General features: G+C 69.2%; 20 protein-coding genes. 10 read left to right on the plus strand and 10 right to left on the minus strand.

Translation table 11 applies throughout. The features are described 5' to 3' along the window. Positions 1-278 precede the first annotated feature (278 nt). From MKK50_RS17185 to MKK50_RS17210, 6 genes are all read left to right on the plus strand, one after another. Positions 279-2,210: a methyl-accepting chemotaxis protein gene (locus tag MKK50_RS17185; protein ID WP_499024097.1), complete on the plus strand. Its 1,932-nt coding sequence runs from the start codon at positions 279-281 to the stop codon at positions 2,208-2,210. Between the two features lie 100 nt (positions 2,211-2,310). Next, the gene (locus tag MKK50_RS17190) at positions 2,311-3,132 is read left to right on the plus strand and encodes a hypothetical protein (protein WP_499024020.1); all 822 of its coding nucleotides are present in this window, start codon (positions 2,311-2,313) and stop codon (positions 3,130-3,132) included. 80 nt (positions 3,133-3,212) lie between these two features. Further along, the gene (locus tag MKK50_RS17195) at positions 3,213-4,091 is read left to right on the plus strand and encodes an aldo/keto reductase (protein ID WP_499024021.1); all 879 of its coding nucleotides are present in this window, start codon (positions 3,213-3,215) and stop codon (positions 4,089-4,091) included. A gap of 110 nt (positions 4,092-4,201) precedes the next feature. Beyond that, entirely contained in the window at positions 4,202-4,663 is a 462-nt protein-coding gene (locus MKK50_RS17200; RefSeq protein ID WP_499024023.1) for a hypothetical protein, read from the plus strand. Between the two features lie 139 nt (positions 4,664-4,802). Then, entirely contained in the window at positions 4,803-5,882 is a 1,080-nt protein-coding gene (locus MKK50_RS17205; protein WP_499024024.1) for a tartrate dehydrogenase, read from the plus strand. A gap of 13 nt (positions 5,883-5,895) precedes the next feature. Next, entirely contained in the window at positions 5,896-6,720 is an 825-nt protein-coding gene (locus tag MKK50_RS17210) for a 3-oxoadipate:acetyl-CoA acetyltransferase (protein WP_499024026.1), read from the plus strand. 61 nt (positions 6,721-6,781) lie between these two features. Here the strand turns inward: MKK50_RS17210 and MKK50_RS17215 are convergent, their stop codons facing one another. Further along, positions 6,782-8,137, minus strand: coding sequence for an MFS family transporter (locus tag MKK50_RS17215; protein ID WP_499024027.1), 1,356 nt, complete (start codon positions 8,135-8,137; stop codon positions 6,782-6,784). Positions 8,138-8,596: 459 nt separating this feature from the next. Here MKK50_RS17215 and MKK50_RS17220 point away from each other — a divergent pair, with 459 nt between their 5' ends. Beyond that, on the plus strand, positions 8,597-9,454 hold the full coding sequence (locus MKK50_RS17220) for a DUF1236 domain-containing protein (RefSeq protein ID WP_499024029.1): 858 nt from the start codon (positions 8,597-8,599) through the stop codon (positions 9,452-9,454). A gap of 165 nt (positions 9,455-9,619) precedes the next feature. Next, positions 9,620-10,342, plus strand: coding sequence for a transcriptional repressor LexA (gene lexA, locus MKK50_RS17225; protein ID WP_499024030.1), 723 nt, complete (start codon positions 9,620-9,622; stop codon positions 10,340-10,342). Here the strand turns inward: lexA and MKK50_RS17230 are convergent. Next, entirely contained in the window at positions 10,336-12,594 is a 2,259-nt protein-coding gene (locus MKK50_RS17230) for a ComEC/Rec2 family competence protein (RefSeq protein WP_499024032.1), read from the minus strand. The genes lexA and MKK50_RS17230 overlap by 7 nt on opposite strands. Positions 12,595-12,765: 171 nt before the next feature. Here MKK50_RS17230 and gltX point away from each other — a divergent pair, with 171 nt between their 5' ends. Both gltX and gltA read left to right on the plus strand, forming a co-directional pair. Further along, complete coding sequence (gene gltX, locus MKK50_RS17235; RefSeq protein WP_499024033.1) at positions 12,766-14,190, plus strand: glutamate--tRNA ligase; 1,425 nt, start codon at positions 12,766-12,768, stop codon at positions 14,188-14,190. A 476-nt stretch (positions 14,191-14,666) separates the two neighbouring features. Beyond that, positions 14,667-15,956, plus strand: a complete 1,290-nt coding sequence (gene gltA, locus MKK50_RS17240; RefSeq protein WP_003603897.1) for a citrate synthase — start codon at positions 14,667-14,669, stop codon at positions 15,954-15,956. A gap of 44 nt (positions 15,957-16,000) precedes the next feature. Here the strand turns inward: gltA and MKK50_RS17245 are convergent, their stop codons facing one another. From MKK50_RS17245 to trpC, 8 genes are all read right to left on the minus strand, one after another. Continuing rightward, on the minus strand, positions 16,001-16,480 hold the full coding sequence (locus MKK50_RS17245) for a YaiI/YqxD family protein (RefSeq protein ID WP_499024034.1): 480 nt from the start codon (positions 16,478-16,480) through the stop codon (positions 16,001-16,003). Next, on the minus strand, positions 16,477-17,637 hold the full coding sequence (gene lpxB / locus MKK50_RS17250) for a lipid-A-disaccharide synthase (protein WP_499024035.1): 1,161 nt from the start codon (positions 17,635-17,637) through the stop codon (positions 16,477-16,479). The genes MKK50_RS17245 and lpxB overlap by 4 nt, the downstream gene beginning before the upstream one ends. Next, positions 17,634-18,482 carry an LpxI family protein gene (locus MKK50_RS17255; RefSeq protein WP_499024038.1) on the minus strand — a complete coding sequence of 283 codons (849 nt, stop codon included), beginning with the start codon at positions 18,480-18,482 and terminating at the stop codon, positions 17,634-17,636. Before MKK50_RS17255 ends, lpxB begins: the two co-directional genes overlap by 4 nt. A gap of 11 nt (positions 18,483-18,493) precedes the next feature. Beyond that, positions 18,494-19,300: an acyl-ACP--UDP-N-acetylglucosamine O-acyltransferase gene (gene lpxA / locus MKK50_RS17260; protein WP_253368670.1), complete on the minus strand. Its 807-nt coding sequence runs from the start codon at positions 19,298-19,300 to the stop codon at positions 18,494-18,496. A 5-nt stretch (positions 19,301-19,305) separates the two neighbouring features. Next, entirely contained in the window at positions 19,306-19,767 is a 462-nt protein-coding gene (fabZ, locus tag MKK50_RS17265) for a 3-hydroxyacyl-ACP dehydratase FabZ (RefSeq protein WP_003603892.1), read from the minus strand. A 161-nt stretch (positions 19,768-19,928) separates the two neighbouring features. Beyond that, positions 19,929-21,155, minus strand: a complete 1,227-nt coding sequence (locus tag MKK50_RS17270) for a molybdopterin molybdotransferase MoeA (RefSeq protein ID WP_499024040.1) — start codon at positions 21,153-21,155, stop codon at positions 19,929-19,931. Continuing rightward, on the minus strand, positions 21,152-21,637 hold the full coding sequence (gene moaC, locus MKK50_RS17275) for a cyclic pyranopterin monophosphate synthase MoaC (protein ID WP_499024042.1): 486 nt from the start codon (positions 21,635-21,637) through the stop codon (positions 21,152-21,154). The genes MKK50_RS17270 and moaC overlap by 4 nt, the downstream gene beginning before the upstream one ends. Continuing rightward, on the minus strand, positions 21,634-22,482 hold the full coding sequence (gene trpC, locus MKK50_RS17280; protein WP_499024044.1) for an indole-3-glycerol phosphate synthase TrpC: 849 nt from the start codon (positions 22,480-22,482) through the stop codon (positions 21,634-21,636). Before trpC ends, moaC begins: the two co-directional genes overlap by 4 nt. Positions 22,483-22,500 lie beyond the last annotated feature (18 nt).

Raw genomic sequence — 22,500 nt, forward strand, 5'->3', positions numbered from 1 at the left:
ACGCCAAGTCCTGCGACAGGCGTCGATCGTGTTCGACGAGACCCGCACGACCGCAGGGACATTCTCTCAGGTTACTCGAGCACCCTCAGGTTATCTATCTGATTCGTCTACGTAACTGCCTAATTTTCAAGCCATAAGCATCGTATTTTAAGAGCACATAAAGACATCGTTCTGCACAGCGAAACAACAATTTTTCTCTCGACGGCAGCACGATGAAAATCGGTATTCGTACGCGTCTCTACGGTGGTTTTTCAGCGTTGGTCGTCCTGTCCTGCGGTATGGGGGCGTTCTCCTACACGCAGCTCGACAGTCTCGACGACATGTTCCGTGCGCGGGCGCAGCTCGAATCCGCAGCCCGGACTCTCTATACCATCAACGGCCTGTCCGACCGGCTGATCGGCCAAGCGGCCCAATACAGGCTGACACAGGCGCCTGACTACACGACCGGAATGTTCGCGTCGCTGGACTCGATCCGGCAGGGGTCCGACAAACTCATCGCGAGCACACCGAGCGCGGAGCGGCGCCAAGCCTACGAGCGGCTTCGGAATCAGTCGGCCGATCTCGGCAAGGCGCTGCCGAAGCTGGTCGAACTCGGTGCTCAGATCCGCGAGAACCGGGCCGGCGTCTACGCCAACGGCGACGACCTGACCAAGGCCTCCGGCGTTCTCGTCGCCCAGTTGCGGGCCACGGGCCAAGATGAAGTGATCGCCCAGGCCGTGGAGGTCGAGCGGACGCTCCTTCTGTTCCGCATCATGAACTGGCGCTTCCTCGCCACCAAGGATCCGAAGGGCCGTGCCCTCTCGGCCAACGCCTTCGGCAACGCCGAGGCCGCCCTGGCAAAACTGAAGGCTCTCGATCTCACCGCCGACGACGAAAAGACGGCACAGCTCGTCGGCGAGACTCTGAACCGCCTCAACACGAGCATCGTCGCCGCCTCCCAGGCCATCGTCGAGAGCGAAGCGTTTTTCGAGGAGACGCTGAAGCCGAGGGTGGACGGCATCAACGCGACGGGCCTGTTCGTGCGCAGCAAGCTCGAGACGGCGCTTCAGGAAGGGGTCGAGCAGAGCAACGCCCTGATGACGCGGGCGAAGACCGTCCAGCTCATCCTGCTCGGCCTGATCCTGGCCACCGGCGCGGCCCTGGCCTTCCTGATCGCCCGCAGCCTGATCCGCCCGATCTCGGGGATGACCACCGCAATGAGCCGCCTCGCGGCGGGTGAGACGGCTATCGACGTGCCGTCTCGGGACGCGGGCGACGAGATGGGCCGGATGGCCGAGGCCGTCGAGGTGTTCCGGCAGAACGCCGTGGCACGCATCGAGCTCGAAGCGGAGCAGGTCGCGCAGCAATCCGCCCGCCAGCGCCGGGCCGACCGTGTCGATGGGCTCGTGCGCGGCTTCGAGGAAAAGATCGCCGCCTCCATCGCCGTCGTGACTTCAGCGGCGACCGAACTGGACAGCACCGCCCGCTCGATGACGCAGGTCGCCGACAGCACCAACGGGCAGGCGGTCGCCTCCAGCGCGGCGGCCGAGGAAGCCACCGTGAACGTGCAGACGGTCGCCGCAGCGGCGGAAGAGATGGTCGCCTCGCTCGGCGAGATCGAGCGGCGCGTCCAGCAATCCAATGATGTGGCGAGCCATGCCAGCCACGAGGCCCGCACGACCACCGACTCGATGAGCCATCTCAGCCGCGCCGCCGAGAAGATCGGCGAGGCGGTGACGATGATCTCAGGGCTCGCGAGCCAGACGAACCTGCTCGCCCTCAACGCCACCATCGAGGCGGCGCGGGCCGGCGAGGCGGGCCGCGGCTTCGCGGTCGTCGCGACCGAGGTCAAGGAACTGGCGGCGCAGACCGCCCGTACGACGGAGGCGATCTCCGATCAGGTCACGGCGATCCAAGCCGCCTCGACCCAGGCGCTCGGCGCAATCCAGCAGATCGGCCGGACCATCGTCTCGGTCAACGACATCACCGCCTCGATCGCGGCGACCGTCGTGCAGCAGACCGCCGCAACCAACGAGATCGCCCGCAACGCGTCCGAGGCCGCCCGCGGCACCCAGGACGTGTCGATGAGCGTGGCGCAGGTGCAGGCGCTGTCGAGCGAGACCGGATCAGCCGCACAGCAGGTGATGATGGCCTCGTCCGAACTGTCGACCCAGTCCGAGAACGTGCGGCGCGAGGTCGAGGATTTCCTTGCCGCGATCCGGGCCGCCTGACGGCCGCGCGACACGGACGGATTGGCGGTCCGCCCATCAGCGTCTACCAACGTCCGGTCCCGCCACGGAGCCGGACGTTGGTAGACGAGATGCTCGGACCGTGAGACCGGTGCCGCCCCGCTCCCATCACGGCTTCCTCGCTCGGCTCGCCCTCGCGGCGGGCCGAACTGCGTCGGGGCTCGGCCCGTGGGCAGCGATGATCCGCAGCCTCGCGCTGGCTCTGGCCGCAAGCGCCGCCTCTCCGGCCATCGCCCGGGCCGAACCGCTCGCGGCGGAGAGTCCGCGCATTCCCGAACCGATGGTGTTCGACCTGCTGCGACCGCTCGGGGCGCGGGCGGGGGAGCGCGAGGTCAACGTCCTGACGGTCCGGCCGCTGAGCCGGGGAACGACGGATTGGGCCCCCGAACTCGAATACGCCTACGCGGATGGTCAATCGTTCGAGCTGGAGCTTCCGTTCGAGGACGGACGCCTGACCCAGGTCAAGGTCGCCCTCCAGGGCACCTTCGGCACGGGGGCGGGCGGGCGCTGGATCCACGGCTGGCAGTATATCGGCCAAGTCGAGCACGGCAGCGCGACGGTCCGCAACTCCCTGCTCTACATCTCCGGATACCGCTTCGACGCGCGCTGGAGCATGTTGAGCATGGCCGGATTGCGGCAGGTCGGCATCCGACAACTCGGACCGACCTCGCTGCTCCTCAACCATTCGGTCTTCTACGACCTCGATCCGGAGACGGTACTCGGGTGCGAATTCAACCTGAGGCAGGACATCGCCGGGGACGACCGCACCCGCGCCCTCGTCATTCCCCAGATCCACCGCCGGCTCTCGGAGTTGACGAGCCTCCAGGCCGGCCTCGGGATCGAGTTCCAGACGAACCGTGACCCTGGGCTCGTCGCGGCCCTGCGGCTGATCCGCGAGTTCTGAAGCGCTTTGGCCGCCGACGGACCCGGCGGCGGCCTTTCGGGTTCTCCCGTCACCGGAAGTGGTGCGAGAGGAACACGGGCATGGCGAGCGTCGAGGCATCGGGCACCTTCGCGATCGGCGGCGATCTCACCGTCCACCGGCTCGGGTTCGGCGCCATGCGCGTCACCGGCTCCGGCATTTGGGGCGATCCGCCCGACCGGGATAAGGCGAAGGCGACCCTGCGGGCGGTGCCCGACCTCGGGATCGACCTGATCGACACCGCCGACAGCTACGGCCCCTTCGTCAGCGAGGATCTGATCCGCGAGACGCTTCATCCCTACGAGGGGCTCGTCATCGCCACCAAGGGCGGCCTGACGCGGCACGGGCCCGACATCTGGAGGCCGGTCGGCAATCCCGATTACCTGCGCCAATGCGTGCTGATGAGCCTGCGGCGGCTCGGTCTTGAACGGATCGACCTGTGGCAGCTCCATCGGATCGGCCCGGACTGCCCTCGCGAGGTGCAGTTCGAAGCAATCGCCCGAATGCGGGAGGAGGGGTTGATCCGCCATGTCGGACTGTCCGAGGTGTCGGTCGAGGACATCGAAGCCGCCCAAAAGGTCTTCCCCGTCGCGAGCGTGCAGAACCGCTACAATCTCGTCGATCGCACCAGCGAGGCCGTGCTGGCGCATTGCGAGCGGCACGGGATCGGCTTCATCCCGTGGGCGCCCCTCGACAAGGGATCGCTGGCGGGCCCTGCTTCGGCTCTGGAATCGATTGCCGGGCGTCTCGGCGCGAGCGGCGGCGCGGTGGCGCTCGCGTGGCTGCTGAAGCGCTCGCCGGTGATGCTGCCGATCCCCGGCACCGGCGATCCCGGTCACCTCGCCGAGAATGCCGCGGGTGCAACCCTCACCCTGAGCGACGAAGATTTCGCCGTCCTCGACCGGGCGGGCCGCGAGGCATGGCGGGGCGGCAGCATATGAGACCCGGAACGTGCTGGCGCGCACCTTGCACCGAGGTGGCGACGGAACCGGGCAGGTCCTGAGCCTTTCCGTTTCGGGCGCCGACACGGTGCCGGACAGGAAGGATCGACATGTCGTCAGCCGGCCACCTCGCACGCTCCGGTCTTCTCGGTGGTCTGGTCGCTGGCTTGGCGCTCGCCGGTCTCGCCACCCTGCCGGCAGAGGCACGCACGAGCTGGGTCTCCGGCACCTACGTCTACGCCGACCTCTGCACGATGCCGGCGGACGGCGCGCAGGCCGGCCGGCGCATCACGCTCAAGCGCTGGCCCAAGGGGGACAACCTTGTCTACGAGGGGGCGGGACTGCCGGCCCCGATCGAGACCGCGGTTTCGATCGATGACGGCACCAAGGATGTCGCCTTCCATCTCGAGACGAGCGCCGGTCTCGTCAGCTTCCGCGGCACGGCCGGAGCCGACGCTCTGGTCGGCACGCTGCACGGCGCCGACGGCTCGCAGCCGCTGCGCCTGAAGCGCATCCTGCGCGCCCGCGCTCAGGAGACATGCCCCGGCGAGACCACCGGCTCGATCAACTGAGCCGCCGCGCCCGAGCCTCCACGACCGGACCCTGACGCCCGCTGCCCGATAGCATCGATACCACCTGTCTCCTTCCGCCATTGACGCCGCGGGGCGCTGGCGCAAGTGAGATGCCGGGGGCGGACACGAGGCGACGAGCATGGGCGGGACGAAGCGCAGCTACCGGATCGCGGTGATTCCCGGAGACGGCATCGGCAAGGAGGTCGTGCCGGAGGGCGTTCGGGTTCTGGAACGGGCCGCCACCCGCCACGGCTTCGAGATCGTGCAGGACTGGTTCGATTTCGCGAGTTGCGACTACTACGAGGCGCACGGGCGGATGATGCCCGAGGACTGGAAGGCGCAGATCGGCTCCCACGATGCGATCTTCTTCGGCGCCGTCGGCATGCCCGAGCGGGTGCCGGACCACATTTCGCTCTGGGGCTCGCTGATCCAGTTCCGGCGCGAATTCGACCAATACGTCAACCTGCGCCCGGTGCGCCTGATGCCGGGCGTGCCGTCGCCGCTCGCCGGCCGCAAGCCCGGCGACATCGATTTCTGGGTCGTCCGCGAGAACACCGAGGGCGAGTATTCCAACGCGGGCGGGCGGATGTTTCCCGGCACCGAGCGCGAGTTCGCGGTGCAGGAATCGGTGTTCACCCGGCACGGCATCGACCGCGTGCTGACGTTCGCCTTCGAGCTGGCGCAGAGCCGTCCGAAGCGCCACCTCACCTCGGCGACCAAATCGAACGGCATCTCGATCACCATGCCGTTCTGGGATGAGCGGGTGCGGGCCGTGGCCGAGCGCTTCCCCGATATCCGTTGGGACCAGTACCACATCGACATCCTGACCGCGCATTTCGTGCTGAATCCGGATCGGTTCGACGTGGTGGTCGCCTCGAACCTCTTCGGCGACATCCTCTCCGATCTCGGCCCGGCCTGCACCGGCACCATCGGCATCGCGCCATCAGGCAACATCAACCCGGAGCGCCTGCACCCGTCCGTGTTCGAACCGGTGCACGGCTCGGCCCCCGACATCGCCGGCCAAGGGCTCGCCAACCCGATCGGCCAGATCTGGTCGGGGGCGATGATGCTGGAGCATCTCGGCGAGCGGGAGGCTGCCGCCGAAATCGTTGCCGCCATCGAGCGGGTGCTCGCCGAGCGGACGCTGCGCACGCGCGATCTCGGCGGCACCGCCGACACGCAGGCCTGCGGCCGCGCGGTCGAACAGGCGCTGGGCTGAAGGACCGCCCGCGATGAGACCCGTCGTCGTCACCGTCGCGATCACCGGCTCGGTCGCCCGCAAGGCCGACAACCCGACCGTGCCGATCACCCCCGCCGAGCAGATCGAATCGACCCATGCCGCCTACGAGGCCGGCGCGGCGCTCGCCCACATCCATGTCCGCGAGGACGACGAGAGCCCCTCCCTCGATCCCGACCGGTTCGCGGCGGTGCAGGCGGGCATCCGGCGGCATTGCCCGGACATGATCGTCCAGTTCTCGACGAGCGGGGCGGGGCCCGATCCCACGGAGCGGGGCGCCTGCCTGATCCACCGGCCCGATATGGCCTCGCTCACCACCGGCTCCGTCAATTTCGGCGACGGCGTCTACGAGAACCCGGCCGCCTCGTTCACGGCGCTCGGCCGGCGGATGCGGGACGAGGGCGTACGCCCGGAGATCGAGGTGTTCGACCTCACTCACATCCACAACGCCCGCCGTCTCGTGGATGAGGGCGTGATCGGCGCCGAGCCCCATCTGCAGTTCGTCATGGGAATCCGCAACGCCCTGCCGCCCGACCCGCACCTGCTCGACATCCTGCTGGCCGAGACCCGGCGCCTGTTGCCGGGCGCGACCTGGGGCGCCTTCGGCATCGGCCGCTTCCAGAGCCCGGTGATGGGCTGGGCCGTGTCGCGGGGCGCACAGGGCGTGCGCACGGGTTTGGAGGACAACGTGCGATTCTCGAAGGAGCGGCTCGCCGACGGCAATACCGACCTTGTCCGTCTGGCTACCCGAATCTGCGCCGAGCACGGCGCCCGGCCGGCGACACCGGCCGAGGCGCGGGCGATCCTGCACCTCGGCTGAGCCCAGGGCGTCGTCCCGAAAGGCGGTTCAAGCCTCTCTGGACGACGCACTCGCGCGCCGATCAGGCGAGAACCGGGCTCGTCTTGCGCCCCAGCGCCTCCTCGACGGTGCCATCCCCGTCGAGATAGCCGTGGCGCTTCGGGTTCGGCATCACCAGCGAAGCGATGAACGAGATCGCCAGCATCACCGCGACGTACCAGAAGAAGCTGCTCTCGGCGCCGACATGCTTGAGCCAGAGCGCGACTGCCTCCGCCGTGCCGCCGAACAGTGAGTTGGCCACCGCGTAGGACAGGCCGACGCCGAGCGCACGCACCTGGGTCGGGAACAGCTCCGCTTTCACGATGCCGCTGATGCCGGTGTAGAAGCTGATCACGACGAGCCCGGTCATGATGAGGCCGAAGGACAGGATCGGATCGGTGGTGGTGCCGATCGCCGTCATCAGCGGCACAATCATCACCATGCCGAGGCCGCTGAACAGCAGCATGTTCGTCTTCCGGCCGATCCGGTCGGAGAGCCAGCCGAAGAAGGGCTGGATCACCATGTAGGCGAACAGCGCCACCGTCGTGATCTTCGATGCGGTCACCTTGTCCAGATGGGCGGTATTGAAGAGGTACTTCGGCATGTAGGTCGTGAGCGTGTAGAACGACAGCGACCCGCCGGCCGTATAGGCCAGTACCACGGCGAAGGCCCGCCAGTGCTTGAGAAGCCCGGAGAGGGTTCCCGCTTCCTTCGAATCCTTGTTCTCCGCGCTCATCGTCTCGGAGAGCGAGCGGCGCAGGAACAGGGCGACCACCGCGGCCAGCGCGCCGATGACGAAGGGGATGCGCCAGCCCCAGGCCGTGAGTTGCTCGGCCGTGAGCAAGCTCTGGAGCACGACGAGGACCAGCGAGGCGAGCAACTGGCCGCCGATCAGCGTGACGTATTGGAACGAGGCGAAGAACCCGCGCTGCCCCTTGGTCGCGACCTCGCTCATGTAGGTCGCGCTGGTGCCGTACTCGCCGCCGACGGACAGGCCCTGCACCATGCGCGCGATGACGAGCAGGACCGGCGCGAGGTGGCCGACGGTCGCATAGGTCGGCAACAGGGCGATGGCGAGCGAGCCGCCGCACATCATCAGAACCGAGATCATCAAGGAGGTCTTGCGCCCGAGACGGTCGGCGATGCGCCCGAACAGCCAGCCGCCGATGGGCCGCATGAAGAAGCCCACCGCGAAGACCGCGGCCGACTTCAGGAGCTGGCCAGTGTCGTCGCCCTCCGGAAAGAAGACCGGGGCGAAGTAGAGGGCAAAGAAAGCGTAGCAGTAGAAGTCGTACCACTCGACGAGATTGCCCGACGAGGAACCGACGATGGCCATGATGCGGCGGCGGCGGTCGGCGGCCTCGTCGAGTGGCGGCGCGGCGGCGCTGGTCTCCAGCATGCGTTTCCCCTGATGGTCCGGCCCTTGAGTGGCCGTGAGCGTTTATCAGAGGCCGGTATTTACCCGAGACGGGCCCCGCGCCGACGTGGTCGGCGGCCATTCCATGACAGATGCCGGGGAACGTTGCGCACAAAGGCTTGGATCGATCGGCTCTCGTTCCGGAATGGCAGGCGGCAAGCCCTGTCGGCTACCGTGCCTCGGCCTTCCCAGTGCGGGGGGAGAGAGGCCCGGGCGGCACGAGGGTCAGCTCAAGCGCGGTTCCCCCGTCTCAGTCTTCCCAAGCACATGACAGCCTGACTTTCGGACGCCGAAAGACTCAAGCGTATCCATTCGTGCAACCCCACGGTTTTCCCGAAGAACAAGCTGGAGAGCTTATTCCGGGAACGGTTTTGCGAGGGTTGCCGTTGCGTCCCCGGCTTCGGCACCAAGTCGGTCGCTGAGAAGAAACAGGGACGGAACATGACGAAACTCTTTCGCAGCACGGCGACGGCGGCGATCCTGATGTTGGGCGCGGCAACCGCACTCGCTCAAGGCGGCGGCGGCGGCGGTGTTGGGGCCGGGGGGGCCGGGGGCGGTGGTGCTGGCGCAGGAGGTGCCGGGATGGGCGCAGGCGGTGCCGGTGGAGGCGCTGGCGGCGCTGGCGGCGCCGGTGGCGGTGCGGCCGGCGGAGCACGGGGCGGCGCGGGCGAGGCCGGCGGCGCAGGCGGTGCCCGTGGGGCCGCCGATGTCGGTGGGACCCGTGGCGGCGAGAGCGGCGGGGCACCCGGTGGCGCGTCGCGCGCCGGCGAGAGTGGAGAGCCGGGTAGCCGTGGCGGGCGCGAAGGTGGCCCGGCCCGTGCCGAACAGCCGAGCGAGCGCGGCAACCGCGAGTCCGGGCAGACCGACCGCGGCGGCGCAGGCGAGCGCGGCGGACGGGACGGACGAGACGGGCCGGGCGAGCGCGGCGGGCGTGACGGCCGAGATGGGGCCGGCGAGCGCGGCGGGCGGGATGCGGCGGGTGAACGCGGCGGTGCCGGCGAGCGAGGTGGTCGTGGGGCCGCCACCGAGGCGCGGGGCGCTTCGAAGAACCTGAGCTCGACGCAACGCGGCGAGTTCCGCCAGTCGATCACCCGTTCCAGCGTTCGCGCCGTCACGAATGTCAACTTCGCCGTCCGCGTCGGCACGGCAATCCCGCGCTCGGTCTCGCTGCACCCGCTACCCCCGGCGATTCTCTCGGTGGTGCCGGCCTATCGCGGCCTGCAATTCATTCTCGTCGGGGACGACATCGTCATCATCGATCCTGACACCTACGAGATCGTCGACGTGATCCCGGCCTGATCCGGCTGCACGGTACGACAGGAGAGGCGGCGGGGCGACAGCTCCGCCGCCTCTTTCGCTTCCCGAGGTATGCTTGCGGAACAGGAGAGGAACGTCTAGGCTGTTCGTGCTTTGTTTTCAACGATTCTGCGGCGCCCTCGGCCCGCGCTCGACAGCAGGTGCCGCATGCTGACCCGCAAGCAACTCGAACTGCTCCAGTTCATCCAGCAGAGGATGCAGGAGAGCGGTGTTCCGCCGTCATTCGACGAAATGAAGGACGCGCTCGACCTGAAATCCAAGTCCGGCATCCACCGCCTGATCATGGCGCTGGAAGAGCGCGGCTTCCTCCGCCGTCTGCCGAACCGGGCTCGGGCGATCGAGATCCTGCGCATGCCCGATATGCCGGCGGCCAAGCCCGCATCGTCCGAGCCGCGACGCTTCACGCCGAGCGTGGTCGAGGGCGGCCTTTCGGCCAAGCCTGCCGCGCCGAAGCCTGCCATGCTTCAGGCCCATGACGGCAAGGGCCAGTCGGTGATGGTGCCAGTGATGGGCCGGATCGCTGCCGGTGTGCCGATCTCGGCGATCGAGAGCCAGAGCCATTCGATTTCGATGTCCCCCGACTTCCTGGCGGGCGGCGAACACTACGCGTTGGAAGTGCGCGGCGATTCGATGATCGAGGCCGGCATCCTCGATGGCGATCTCGTGGTGATCCACAAGCAGGAGACCGCCAACAACGGCGAAATCATCGTCGCGCTGATCGACGACGAGGAGGCGACGCTCAAGCGCTTGCGCCGCCGCGGTTCGTCGATCGCGCTGGAAGCCGCCAACCCGGCCTACGAGACCCGCGTGCTCGGTCCCGACCGAGTGCGCATCCAGGGCAAGCTCGTGAGCCTCGTGCGCCGTTACTGAGGGTTCTCGGCGTGCGGCGGGTCTGACGGATCCGCCGCACTCGGATCGTTGAAAGGTTGGGAGTCCGACAGGGCTGCCGGCGTTGTCGTGCCGGAAGGACGGGGCTGCCAGGGCTGCAGCCGATCGGCCCCTCGCGCGGTGACGATGTCAGGCCCTGCTGTTCCAAGGCGGATCGCTGTGGCCCCCCGCGCCGCCAGAAATGCCCGGTCGGCGATCAGCGGCGCGGCACAGCCAGGCGGGGCACGCAAGCGGCTGATGAGGATGTCGGCCCGGGCGCAATCCTCGGCGAAGGCGCGCTTGTCGGTGACGAGGGCGACGGCACGGCCGTCCACCGCCGTGAGGGTGCAGCCGATCCGGTCGCAGCGCGGACCGGCGGCGCCGGTTGCGGCCTCCGGACGGCGCCCGTCACCGTCGGCCTTCAACCATTGTTCGAGTACGAAGCCGGGCGGGCGTCCGAGGACTACGAGGCGGCCGTCCTTGCCGCGGACCGCAGCGCCCGCCCCATCCCGATCGATATAGATGTCGTACCGGATCGGGCTCGCGGCGAGGGCGATTCCAAGCCCGGCCGGTATGAGGGCGAGGAGACGCAGCCGCGATACGGGGAGTGTTGCCAGCAGCAGGGCGACGGCGAGCAGCATCAGCGCACCCGTCCCGAAGGCCGGCAGCACGACGGTGGCCTGCCCAAACCCCGCGATCCAGGCGGAGATCTCGAGCATGCCGCGCACCGCAAGCCCCATCAGCCACCAGACCGGACGGTCGAGGGCGAAGGGATAGGCCAGCATGCCGAGTACCGCCGCGGGCATCACCGCGAGCGAGACGAGCGGCAGGGTCAGCGCGTTGCCGACGAGGCCGAAGGGCTGCACGGTCTGGAAGTGGTAGGTCGCGAACGGCGCGGTGGCGAGCTGCGCCACCAGCGTCGTGGCAAACGTTCCGACCACCGCCTTCGCCACCCATGAGGCGGCCCGCGCGATCCGGGACGAGCTGTCGGTTCGTAAGACCCGCCCGTCGATGAGCGGCGCGCAGGCGATGAGGCCGGCCACCGCGCCGAACGACATCTGAAAACTCGGGCCCAGCAGCGCCTCCGGTTCGCGGGCGAGCGCCAGGATCGCCGCGAGGGCGAGGTTGCGCAGGCTGAGCGCCGGGCGGTCGACGAGGATCGCGCCGAGCATCACCAGCGTCATGATCAGTGCCCGCTCGGCGGCGACATCCCAACCCGAGAAGGCGCAGTAGGCGGTCACGCCCAGCATCGCCGTACCCGCCGCGATCTTCTTGATGGGCCAGGCGAGGGCGAGCACCGGCACCAGGGCGAGCCCGGCCCGCACCAGCCAGAATACGACGCCGGCCGCGAGCACCATGTGGAGCCCGGAGATCGAAACGACGTGATAAATTCCCGCCGCCCGCAGCACGTCGTTGGTCTCGTTGGAGATCAGCCCGCGCTTTCCGGTGACGAGAGCCGCCGCCACCGCGCCGGCCTGTCCGCCGATCGCGTCGGTGATGCGGCGGGTGAAGGCGTTGCGGGCCGCGTCGATGGCGGCGGTCAACCGCAGCGACGGGGCCAGCGGCTCGGCCGGGGGGCCGACCTCGATCTTGCCGACCAGCGAGCCCACGGCACCGATTCCGCGAAAGTAGGCGTCGCGCGCAAAGTCGTAGCCGCCCGGCCGCACCGCCTCCGGCGGCGGTAGGAGACGGGCGGTGGCGCGGATGGCGTCCCCCGGCCGCACCGCCTGCGCGGCACGGAAGGAGACCCGCACCCGGCGCGGACGGCGCTCCGCATCGAGATCGCCGAATCGCTCGACACGCACGATCAGCCGGGCGCCGCCCTCGCGCTCATCCAGCCCTTCGACCAAGCCGACGAGCGGCGCGATGGTGACGCGGGTGAGCACAGGCCCCGCCACGGAAGCGACGCGCCAGACGCCCGCGGCGAAGCCGAGGAAGACGGCAGCTAGGCCGAGCATCAGCGCGAGCGCCACCGGACGCGCCCGCAGAAACCGCGTCACCGCAAGGCAGAGCCCCGCTGCGATCAGCGGCGCAGCCAGCGATGGCTCTCCATCGGTCGCCGTAAAGAAGACGAGAATGCCGGCCCCGAAGGCGACGGCGAGCCAGGGGAACAGCCGCCGCTGCTCGGCATCGCGGGCGATGCTGCCGCGCAGACCGTCGAGAGTGGCCTGCCAGAGCTGTGCGGGGGCGGGAACGCGGCCGGCGAGGAGGGCCGGAACGGCCCCGCGCATCGCCCTGCCGCTGCCCCCTGCCATGCGCCCCCTGCCGTCCCCCGCCGCGCTCTGAGACCTGCGATGCCCGCGCGGCGGGCAATCGTGACGGATTCTTAACGCATCCGCTCGCTCGTGCTACACGCCCGCAGAGACCGGCCGCGGCCGCACGCGCGCCATCCCGCACTTTTTCAAGAAGAAGCCTCCCAGCAGCCGATGTCGTCACCGGTCGTCACGCGCTTTGCGCCCTCACCTACGGGCTTCCTGCATATCGGGGGAGCGCGCACGGCTCTGTTCAATTGGCTCTACGCCCGCCGCTTCGGCGGGCGGATGCTGCTGCGCATCGAGGACACCGACCGGGAGCGATCGACGCAAGGTGCGATCGACGCGATCCTCGACGGGATGCGCTGGCTCGGCCTCGATTGGGACGGGGAGGTGATCTACCAGTTCGCCCGCGCCGAGCGGCACCGCGAGGTCGCCGAGAGCCTGCTCGCCTCGGGCAACGCCTATCACTGCTACGCCACCGCCGAAGAACTCGTGCAGATGCGCGAGACCGCCCGCGCCGAGGGCCGTGCCCCGCGCTACGATGGCCGCTGGCGTGACCGCGATCCGTCCGAGGCGCCCGCGGGCGTGAAGCCGGTGATCCGCCTGCGCGCGCCGAGCGACGGTGAGACCGTGGTCGAGGACGCTGTGCAGGGCCGCGTGACCTGGGCCAACCGAGACCTCGACGACCTCGTGCTGCTGCGCTCCGACGGCACGCCGACCTACATGCTCGCCGTCGTGGTGGACGACCACGACATGGGCGTCAGCCAAGTGATCCGCGGCGACGACCACCTCACCAACGCTGCCCGCCAGAGCCAGATCTACCGGGCGCTCGGCTGGGACGTGCCGGCGATGGCGCATATCCCGCTCATCCACGGGGCGGACGGCGCCAAGCTGTCGAAGCGCCACGGTGCGCTCGGCGTCGAGGAGTATCGCGACCGCGGCTACCTCCCGGCGGCGCTGCGCAACTACCTCGTGCGGCTCGGCTGGAGCCACGGCGATCAGGAAGTGTTCTCCACGGAGGAGATGATCGCCGCCTTCGACCTGAAGGCGATCGGCCGCTCGGCGGCGCGGTTCGACTTCACCAAGCTTGAAAGCCTCAACGGTCTCTACATCCGCGGCAGCGACGATTCGGTGCTGGTGGATGCGATCGACGCGATCCTGCCGGCCCGTGGCCCCGAGCGGGGCCTGCCGACCAAGCTGACGCCGGATCTGCGCGAAAAACTCCTGTCAGCGATGCCCGGCTTGAAGGAGCGCGCCAAGACCCTCGTCGAACTCCTCGACAGCGCCTACTACCTCTACGCCCCGCGCCCGCTCGCTCTCGACGCCAAGGCCGAAGCCTTGCTCGCGGGCGAAGCGCCCGAGCGGCTGCGCGCGCTCCTGCCGGCGCTCGAAGCCCTCCCGGAATGGAACGCAGCGACGACCGAGGCTGCGGTTCGCCAGTTCGCGGACGGTCAGGGAGTCAAGCTTGGCCAAGTCGCCCAGCCCCTGCGGGCGGCGCTGACGGGGCGCGCCACCTCGCCGCCGGTCTTCGACGTCCTGGCCGTGCTCGGCCGCGACGAGGCACTCGCCCGCCTCCGGGATCGCTTGCCGGCCTGAAGGCCGGCCACGCGACGGATAAACGCATAGCCCCCGCGACGCATCGGCCGAGCCGATGCGTCGCGTCGCGATATCCGCACCCTCTGGGCTTCGTGGCACCATGAATGACAATCCGGCGCAAATGACAGCCCCAACTTTTGCCGGCGGCCCATCGTCCGGTCGAGGGCCGGAAGATCTTGCTCGCACGCGTATTTCGGCGTCATCTTCACTCTGACAGAGCGCTCTGAGTGACCAAGAGCTGCGCGCGGGAACCGGTCGGATGAGATTTCATCCCTCTCGTGCAGTAACAGATGCGGCCTGTTTTTCGCATATGCGAAGAGGCCGGGAGCGGCCCACCGTTGCTGGGCGCCGACCGATCCGCTAACCCGGTGCCTCAGTGAGCGGGTGCAGTGCTCTGCTGCGGCGCCACAACGGAGCGGGCGGCATTGGCCTCCGGTCCCGTGCTGTTCCCGTCGCAAGAAAGGGTCCGCGATCCCATGAGCGCTTCCGCCAGCACCATCATCGTGGGCGACAAGAACGTCGAATTGCCCATCAAGACCGGAACGATCGGTCCCGACGTCGTCGATATCGGCAAGCTCTACGCCCAGACCGGCAAGTTCACCTTCGATCCGGGCTTCACCTCGACCGCCTCCTGCGAATCGAAGATCACCTACATCGACGGCGACGAGGGCGTGCTGCTCTATCGCGGCTACCCGATCGAACAGCTCGCCGAGAACGGCGACTTCCTCGAAACCGCCTACCTGATGCTGTTCGGCGAGCTTCCCAGCTCGGCCCAGAAGGCGGATTTCGACTACCGGGTCACGCGCCACACCATGGTGCACGACCAGATGAACCGCTTCTTCCAGGGCTTCCGCCGCGACGCCCACCCGATGGCGGTGATGGTGGCCTGCGTCGGTGCGCTCTCGGCCTTCTACCACGACTCGACCGACATCTCGGACGAGTCCCAGCGGATGATCGCCTCGCTTCGCATGATCGCGAAGATGCCGACACTCGCGGCGATGGCCTACAAGTACACGATCGGCCAGCCCTTCGTGTATCCAAAGAACGATCTCGACTATACCTCGAATTTCCTGCGGATGTGCTTCGCGGTGCCGTGCGAGGAATACGTCGTCAACCCGATCTACGCCCGAGCGCTGGACAAGATCTTCATCCTGCACGCCGACCACGAGCAGAACGCCTCGACCTCGACGGTGCGTCTCGCCGGCTCCTCGGGCGCGAACCCGTTCGCCTGCATCGCGGCCGGCATCGCCTGCCTGTGGGGCCCGGCCCATGGCGGCGCCAACGAGGCGGCGCTCAAGATGCTCATGGAGATCGGGCATCCCGAGAACGTGCAGAAGTACGTCGCCAAGGCGAAGGACAAGAACGATCCCTTCCGCCTGATGGGCTTCGGCCACCGGGTCTACAAGAACTACGACCCGCGCGCGCGCATCATGCAGAAGACGACCCACGAGGTCCTGAACGAACTCGGGATCAAGGACGACCTGCTGGAGGTCGCCGTCCAGCTCGAGAAGATCGCCCTCGAGGACGAGTACTTCATCGAGAAGAAGCTCTACCCGAACATCGACTTCTACTCGGGTATCACCCTCAAGGCGCTCGGCTTCCCGACCTCGATGTTCACCGTGCTGTTCGCGCTCGCCCGCACCGTCGGCTGGATCGCGCAGTGGGCCGAGATGATCGAGGATCCGTCCCAGAAGATCGGCCGCCCGCGCCAGCTTTATATCGGCCCGGATCGCCGCGACTACACGCCGATCGGCCAGCGGAGCTGAGCTGAAGAGCGCCTCCGGACCCCGCGGTCCGGAGGCGCTCGATGTCAAAGCTTGAGATCGCGCTTCAGGCGCATGACCACGCGATCCAGCGCGCCGAGGAAGGCCGAGCGGTCCTTCGGTGAGAACGGCCTCGGACCGCCGGTGATCGCCCCGGCTTCGCGCAGGTCCTGCATCAGGTTGCGGGTGGCGAGCGCGAGACCAACCGATGATTCCGTGAACGCCTTGCCATTCGGCGCGAGCGCGACCGCGCCGGCCTTCACGCAGCGGCTCGCCAGCGGCACGTCCGCCGTGATCACGACAGAGCCGGGGCCCACGCGCTCGGCGATCCAATCGTCGGCCGCATCGAACTTGTCTCCGACGACGACGCGTTCGATCCAGGGCTCGCGCGGCAGGTTCAGGAAGCTGTTCGAGACGACGAACACGTGCAGGCCGTAGCGCCCGGCAACGCGGTACACCTCATCCTTCACCGGGCAGGCGTCGGCATCGACGTAGATCGCGATCCTCGGGGGTACTTCCGTGCTCATGCTGCCCGCCGCGCCTCCAGCACGATCCGGGCCGCCGCCCGGCTCGGCTCCTCGTCGCCGGGCAGCCGCATCCGGCCGTCGATGCGGGCCAGCGCGTCGAGCTGCGTCCGCCGGGCCGGGCCGCCAGCAAGGAGCGGGGCCAGCGTCTCGGCGAGCCGCTGCGGCGTGCAATCGGCCTGCACGAACTCCGGCATGGCGTTCTCGGACAGGATTAGATTCGGGAGCACGATCGTCGGCACCTGGATCAGGCGCCGGGCGATGACTTCCTCGACCCGCGACACCTTGTAGGCCACCACCATCGGCACGCCGGCGAGCGCGAGTTCAAGGGTCACGGTGCCGGAGGCCGCGAGCGCGGCCCGCGCCCGGCGGAAGGTCGCGTACTTGCCGGCCTCTCCGTGGACGATCCGCGGATGCCGCTCCCACGCGGCGGCGAGCCGCTCGATCAGGGCGCGGTGACGGCTCACCGCCGGCAGCTCGATCTCGAAGGGACCGACCCGTCGGCTGAGTTCGGCCGTCGCCTGTCCGAAGACCGGCATCAGCCGCTCGATCTCCGAGCGGCGCGAGCCCGGCAGGACGGCGAGGACCGGCGGGCGGCCTTCGCGGATCGCTGCCTCGTCGGCGGAGGGACGCAGCTCGGCCAGACGCTCGATCAACGGGTGGCCGACATAGGAGCAGGGCGGCCCGCCGAGGCGGCGATGCGCGTCCGGCTCGAAGGGGAGGAGGGCGAGCACGTGGTCGATGAAGGGCACCATGCCCTTGGCCCGCCAGGGCCGCCACGCCCAGACGCTGGGCGACACGTAATCGACGATCGGCAGATCCGGCAGGCGCTTGCGCACGCGGGTCGCCACCGCATGGGTGAAGCCGGGGCTGTCGATGATGACGAGCACGTCGGGCCGGCCCGCCACGACGTCGTCCACCGTCTCGCGGATACGCTGCAGCAGGGTGCGGGCGCGGGCGAGAACGGGAAGGTAGCCCATCACCGCCACATCATCGATGGGAAAGAGTGAGGACAAGCCCTCCGCCTCCATCGCCTCGCCGCCGACGCCGCCGAGCGTAAGGGGCGTGGGCGCGAGCGCCCGCAGCGCCCGGATCAGCTTGGCGCCGAGCTGGTCGCCGGAATCCTCACCCGCGACGAGCCAGATCCGCCGATGCGTCATGGGGTGACCTCCACGCCGATCAGGAACAGACCCGCCGCATCCGCCGCCGCAACCGTCGCCTCGCAATCGATCACCAGGGTATGGCCGGCGCCGATAGCGATGCCGGCACATCCCGCTTCCGCCGCGCGGCGCACGGTGCGCGGGCCGATCGCCGGCAGGTCGATGCGCAGATCCTGGCCGAGTTTCGGCAGTTTGACGAGCACCGTCCCCTTCGCGGGCGTACCACGACCAAGGGGCTTGCGGTTGAGCGCGCGGGCGCGGGCAAGCATGCGGTCGGTGCCCTCGGGCCCCTCGACGGCGATGACGCGCTCGCCCGCCACCACGGCCGCCTGCCCCACATCGAAGGGGCTCAGGGCGCCGAGCATGGCGCGGCCCGTGGCGATCGAAAGGGCGGCAGCGGAATCAGGCTCCGCCCGGCCGAGCCGACCGAGCCGACCGAGCAGATCGGGCGCGACCTCGTGGACGCCGAGCACCCGGTGCCCGTTCTCTTCGAGGAGCAAGAGCACGGCCCGCAGCAGCCGGTCATCACCACCAGCAAGACTCTTGAGAATATCGCGGTTGCGCACCGCGTGGGCCGCGTTGAGCAGCGCGGCCGGACTCGGGCGGGCGACGCCGCCGGCCGGTACGACCGCGGCAGGCGCCCACTCCTTGAGGATGCGCAGGGTGCCGGGGATGTCGAGGAGATCGACCACCGCATCGGCGCGCCGCCGCATCGCCCGCTCGGTGAAGCCGCGCACGGCGAGCACGCGGAACGGCCGGCGGGCCCGCTCGAGGGAGGCGGCGACCAATTCCGGCAAGCGGCCCGCGCCGGCCACCAGGGCGAGGGGCCGGGCGGGATCGACCATTCTTTAGGCCCTCAGGCCGCTGCGGAGACGGGACGGGGCGTGCAGATCGAGCGCTTGCCGCCCGCGCGAATGAAGGCGAGGATCTCGTGGATCGCCGGATGGGTGTCGAACTCGGCGGCCACGTCCTCGACGCGCTCCATCAGCGTGCCCTCCTGGGCGAAGAGCAGACGGTAGGCCCGGCGCAGGATGTGAATGTCCTCGCGCGAGAAACCGCGGCGCTGGAGGCCGATGATGTTGAGCCCGGAGAGGTAGGCGCGGTTGCCGAGCACCATGCCGTAGGGGATACAGTCGTTCTCCAGCCCCGACAGGCCGCCGACGAAGGCGTGGTCGCCGACGCGGGCGAACTGGATCACCGCCGCGCCGCCGCCGAGGATGGCGTAGTTGCCCACCGTGCAATGGCCGGCGAGCATCACGTTGTTGGAGAAGATGACGTGGTCGCCCACCCGGCAATCGTGCCCGACATGGCTGTTGGCGAGGAACGCGCAGCCGTTGCCGACCACCGTCTCCAGCCCGCCGCCGGCGGTGCCGGGATTCATCGTCACGCCTTCGCGGATCAGGCAATCGGAGCCGACCGCGAGTGTCGAGGGCTCGCCGCGGAACTTCAGGTCCTGCGGCGGATGGCCGATCGAGGCGAAGGGATAGATGCGGGTGCGCGCGCCCACCGTCGTCCGTCCGGCGACCACGACGTGGCTGACGAGCTCGCAGCCATCCCCCAGCACGACGTCGGGTCCGATATGGCAGAACGGGCCGATCCGCACGCCGTCCCCGAGCCGGGCGCCGTCCTCGACGACGCTGCTCGGATGGATCCCGTCCCGCACCGCGCTCACTCCGTCACCAGCATGGCACCGATCTCGGCCTGGGCCACGAGCGCGCCATCGACGCGAGCCTCGCCGCGGAACCACCACATAGTCTTGCGCTGGTTCATCTTCGTCATGTGGAAGCGCACTTGGTCGCCGGGCACGACGGGCTTGCGGAACTTGCACTTGTCGATGGTCATGAAGAAGACCTGCTTGGTCTTCAGGTCGTCGTTCATGATGTGGCGGCAGCAGATCGCGCCCGCGGTCTGAGCCATGCCCTCGATCAGCAGCACGCCGGGGAAGACCGGCAGGCCGGGGAAGTGGCCGGTGAATTGCGGCTCGTTCGCCGTGACGTTCTTGATGCCGATGCAGCTCTCGTCGCGGTCGATCTCGATGATGCGGTCGATCATCAGGAAGGGATAGCGGTGGGGCAGCAGTTCCAGCACCTTCTGGATGTCGGCCGAACCCAGCTCCCGCGTCTCACTCATCGGTCCCAACACTCCCCGCCCATGCTTGCCCGGCGGCGTCCGCCGCACGGTCCCGTGCCTTTTGCCGGTGAAGGCCGCCCTCTTCGGCAGAAAATCGGGCGGATGCAAGACTTTTGCGCCGTCGGGGGACCACAACCAGCGGCATCAACCGCGATGGCCGCTCAGACGATCCGCCGGTCCAGCCGCAGGATGCGGCACGGGTCGCCCGCCTTGGCCGGGCTCGCATGCGGCGGTCGGATGAGCAGCGCCTCACTGGTGCCGAGCACCGAGAGCATCGAGGAATCCTGACGCGACTCGGGATGGACGATCGGCAACCGATCCGGCGCCGTGTCGAGGCGGGCGCGCAGGTAGTCCTGGCGGGCGTCGTTCTCCGGCATGTCGCGGCCGAGGGTCGCCGGCTCGCTGCGGTCCTCGCCCGCGCGCGGATCGCCGAGGAGCGCGCGGATCGCCGGGACCACGAAAAGCAGGCCGCAGACGATCGAGGAGACCGGATTGCCCGGCAGGCCGATCACCAGCATCGGCCCGAGCCGCCCGTGCATCAGCGGCTTGCCGGGGCGGAGCGCCACCCGCCAGAAGCCGAGTTCCAGGCCCTCGGCCCCGAGCGCGGCCTGGACGAGATCGTGGTCGCCGACCGAAGCGCCGCCGAGTGTAATGAGCAGGTCGGCCCCGGCCGAGCGCGCGCGGCCGACCGCCGCGCGCAGGGCACCGAGATCGTCGGTGACGATACCGAGATCGATGACCTCCGCACCCGACTCGAGGCTCAGCGCTCCGAGCGCGAGGCCGTTCGAGGCGACGATCTGGTCCCAGGCCGCCGGCTCGCCCGGACGAACTAGTTCGTCGCCGGTCGCGAGGACGGCGACCCGTGGCTTGCGCCGTACCGGCAGCACGGCGTAGCCGGCGCTGGCCGCGAGCGCGAGGCGGCGGGCGTCGAGGGTGTCGCCGGCCCGCACCAGCGTCTCGCCCTCGCGGAAATCGAGGCCGGCGCGGCGCAGGAAGCGGCCCGCCGCCACCGGCTCGCGGGCGGTGACGGTCTGGCCATCGGCCTCGGCGTTTTCCTGGATCAAGATCGCGTCGGCACCCTCGGGCACGGGCGCGCCGGTGAAGATGCGCACCGCCTCGCCCGGCCCCAGCGTTCCGGAAAATCCGTGACCGGCGGCGCTGGTGCCGATCAGACGCAGGCGCGCCGGAACGGTCGCCACGTCGGCGGCGCGCACGGCGTAGCCGTCCATGGCGGAGGCCGGGAAGGGCGGCTGGGTGCGCCGGGCGGTCAGGTCGGCGGCGAGCGTCCGGCCAGCGCCCTGCGCGATGGGGATCTCCTCCACCCCGACCGGGCCGGGGATGGCGGCGAGGATCTTTGCGAGGGCCTCAGCAACCGAGAGCAGGCTCATGCGTCGGCGCTCCACGCGCCGGACTTGCCGCCCTCCTTCGACAGGAGGCGGATGCCCTCGATGCGCATGCCGCGGTCGGCGGCCTTCACCATGTCGTAGACCGTCAGGCAGGCGACCGAGACGGCGGTCAGCGCCTCCATCTCGACGCCGGTCAGGCCCTGCACCTTCACCTCGGCGGTAAGGCGCAGGCCCGGCAGGGCGTCGTCGGGCTCGCAGGTCAGCCGCACCTTGGTGATCAGCAGCGGGTGGCAGAGCGGGATCAGCTCATGCGTGCGCTTGGCCGCCATGATGCCGGCGAGCCGGGCGGTACCGATGACGTCGCCCTTCTTGGCGTCGCCTTCGCGGATCAGCGCCAGGGTCTTGGGGAGCATCACCACGACGCCCTCGGCCACGGCCGTGCGCGAGGTCGCGGCCTTGTCCGAGACATCGACCATGTTGGCCGCGCCGGTCCGGTCGATATGGGTGAGGGTGGCGCCGCTCACCGGCCCTGATCCCCGAACAGCAGGGCCTTGGTCGCCGCGGTCACGTCGTCCTGCCGCATCAGGCTTTCGCCGACCAAGATGGTGTCGAGCCCGTGCTGCTTCAGCCGGAGCACGTCGGCGTGGCTGCCGATGCCGCTTTCGGCCACCGCGATGCGATCGGCCGGGATGCCGGGTTTCAGGGTGATCGCCGTCTCGAACGACACTTCGAAGGTCTTGAGGTTGCGGTTGTTAACGCCGATCATCCGCGTGCCGAGCGGCACGGCGCGTTCCAGCTCCTGCGCGTCATGGACCTCGACCAGCACGTCCATGCCGAGATCGTGGGCCGTCTCGGTGATGGCGGCGGCCTCCGCGTTATCGAGGCAGGCCATGATGACGAGGACGCAATCGGCGCCCCAGGCGCGGGCCTCGTAGACCTGATACGGCTCGAACATGAAGTCTTTTCGTAGCACCGGCAGGTCGCAGGCCCCGCGCGCCTCGATCAGGAAGTCCGGCGCCCCCTGGAAGGAGGGGGCGTCGGTCAGCACCGAGAGGCAGGTGGCGCCGCCCTTGGCGTAGGCCTTGGCCAACGTCTTCGGGTCGAAATCGGCGCGGATCAGCCCCTTGGAGGGCGAGGCCTTCTTGATCTCGGCGATCAGGGCGGGACGGCTTTCCGCGATATGCCGGGCGATGGCGTCGGCGAAGCCGCGCGGCGGATCGGCCTTGGCGACCTGCTTCTCCAGCTTGGCCAGCGGCACGCGCAGCTTCGCCTCGGCGATCTCGCGGCGCTTGTAGGCCTCGATCCGCGCCAGCACGCTCGCCCGTTCCGGGGCGGGCCCGGCGGTCACGTCGGCGACGATATCGTCCATCGGGTTGTCCTTAGAACC

This window comes from Methylobacterium sp. J-043, from assembly GCF_022829505.1.
Taxonomy (GTDB): Bacteria; Pseudomonadota; Alphaproteobacteria; order Rhizobiales; family Beijerinckiaceae; genus Methylobacterium; species Methylobacterium extorquens_A.

Excerpts from the sequence above, each read along its gene's own strand:
- MKK50_RS17185 (WP_499024097.1), top strand. The coding sequence starts at position 279 with ATGGGGGCGTTCTCCTACACGCAGCTCGACAGTCTCGACGACATGTTC.
- MKK50_RS17195 (WP_499024021.1), top strand. The coding sequence starts at position 3,213 with ATGGCGAGCGTCGAGGCATCGGGCACCTTCGCGATCGGCGGCGATCTC.
- MKK50_RS17200 (WP_499024023.1), top strand. The coding sequence starts at position 4,202 with ATGTCGTCAGCCGGCCACCTCGCACGCTCCGGTCTTCTCGGTGGTCTG.
- MKK50_RS17205 (WP_499024024.1), top strand. The coding sequence starts at position 4,803 with ATGGGCGGGACGAAGCGCAGCTACCGGATCGCGGTGATTCCCGGAGAC.
- MKK50_RS17210 (WP_499024026.1), top strand. The coding sequence starts at position 5,896 with ATGAGACCCGTCGTCGTCACCGTCGCGATCACCGGCTCGGTCGCCCGC.
- MKK50_RS17215 (WP_499024027.1), bottom strand. The coding sequence starts at position 8,137 with ATGCTGGAGACCAGCGCCGCCGCGCCGCCACTCGACGAGGCCGCCGAC.
- MKK50_RS17220 (WP_499024029.1), top strand. The coding sequence starts at position 8,597 with ATGACGAAACTCTTTCGCAGCACGGCGACGGCGGCGATCCTGATGTTG.
- lexA (WP_499024030.1), top strand. The coding sequence starts at position 9,620 with ATGCTGACCCGCAAGCAACTCGAACTGCTCCAGTTCATCCAGCAGAGG.
- MKK50_RS17230 (WP_499024032.1), bottom strand. The coding sequence starts at position 12,594 with ATGGCAGGGGGCAGCGGCAGGGCGATGCGCGGGGCCGTTCCGGCCCTC.
- gltX (WP_499024033.1), top strand. The coding sequence starts at position 12,766 with ATGTCGTCACCGGTCGTCACGCGCTTTGCGCCCTCACCTACGGGCTTC.
- gltA (WP_003603897.1), top strand. The coding sequence starts at position 14,667 with ATGAGCGCTTCCGCCAGCACCATCATCGTGGGCGACAAGAACGTCGAA.
- MKK50_RS17245 (WP_499024034.1), bottom strand. The coding sequence starts at position 16,480 with ATGAGCACGGAAGTACCCCCGAGGATCGCGATCTACGTCGATGCCGAC.
- lpxB (WP_499024035.1), bottom strand. The coding sequence starts at position 17,637 with ATGACGCATCGGCGGATCTGGCTCGTCGCGGGTGAGGATTCCGGCGAC.
- MKK50_RS17255 (WP_499024038.1), bottom strand. The coding sequence starts at position 18,482 with ATGGTCGATCCCGCCCGGCCCCTCGCCCTGGTGGCCGGCGCGGGCCGC.
- fabZ (WP_003603892.1), bottom strand. The coding sequence starts at position 19,767 with ATGAGTGAGACGCGGGAGCTGGGTTCGGCCGACATCCAGAAGGTGCTG.
- MKK50_RS17270 (WP_499024040.1), bottom strand. The coding sequence starts at position 21,155 with ATGAGCCTGCTCTCGGTTGCTGAGGCCCTCGCAAAGATCCTCGCCGCC.
- trpC (WP_499024044.1), bottom strand. The coding sequence starts at position 22,482 with ATGGACGATATCGTCGCCGACGTGACCGCCGGGCCCGCCCCGGAACGG.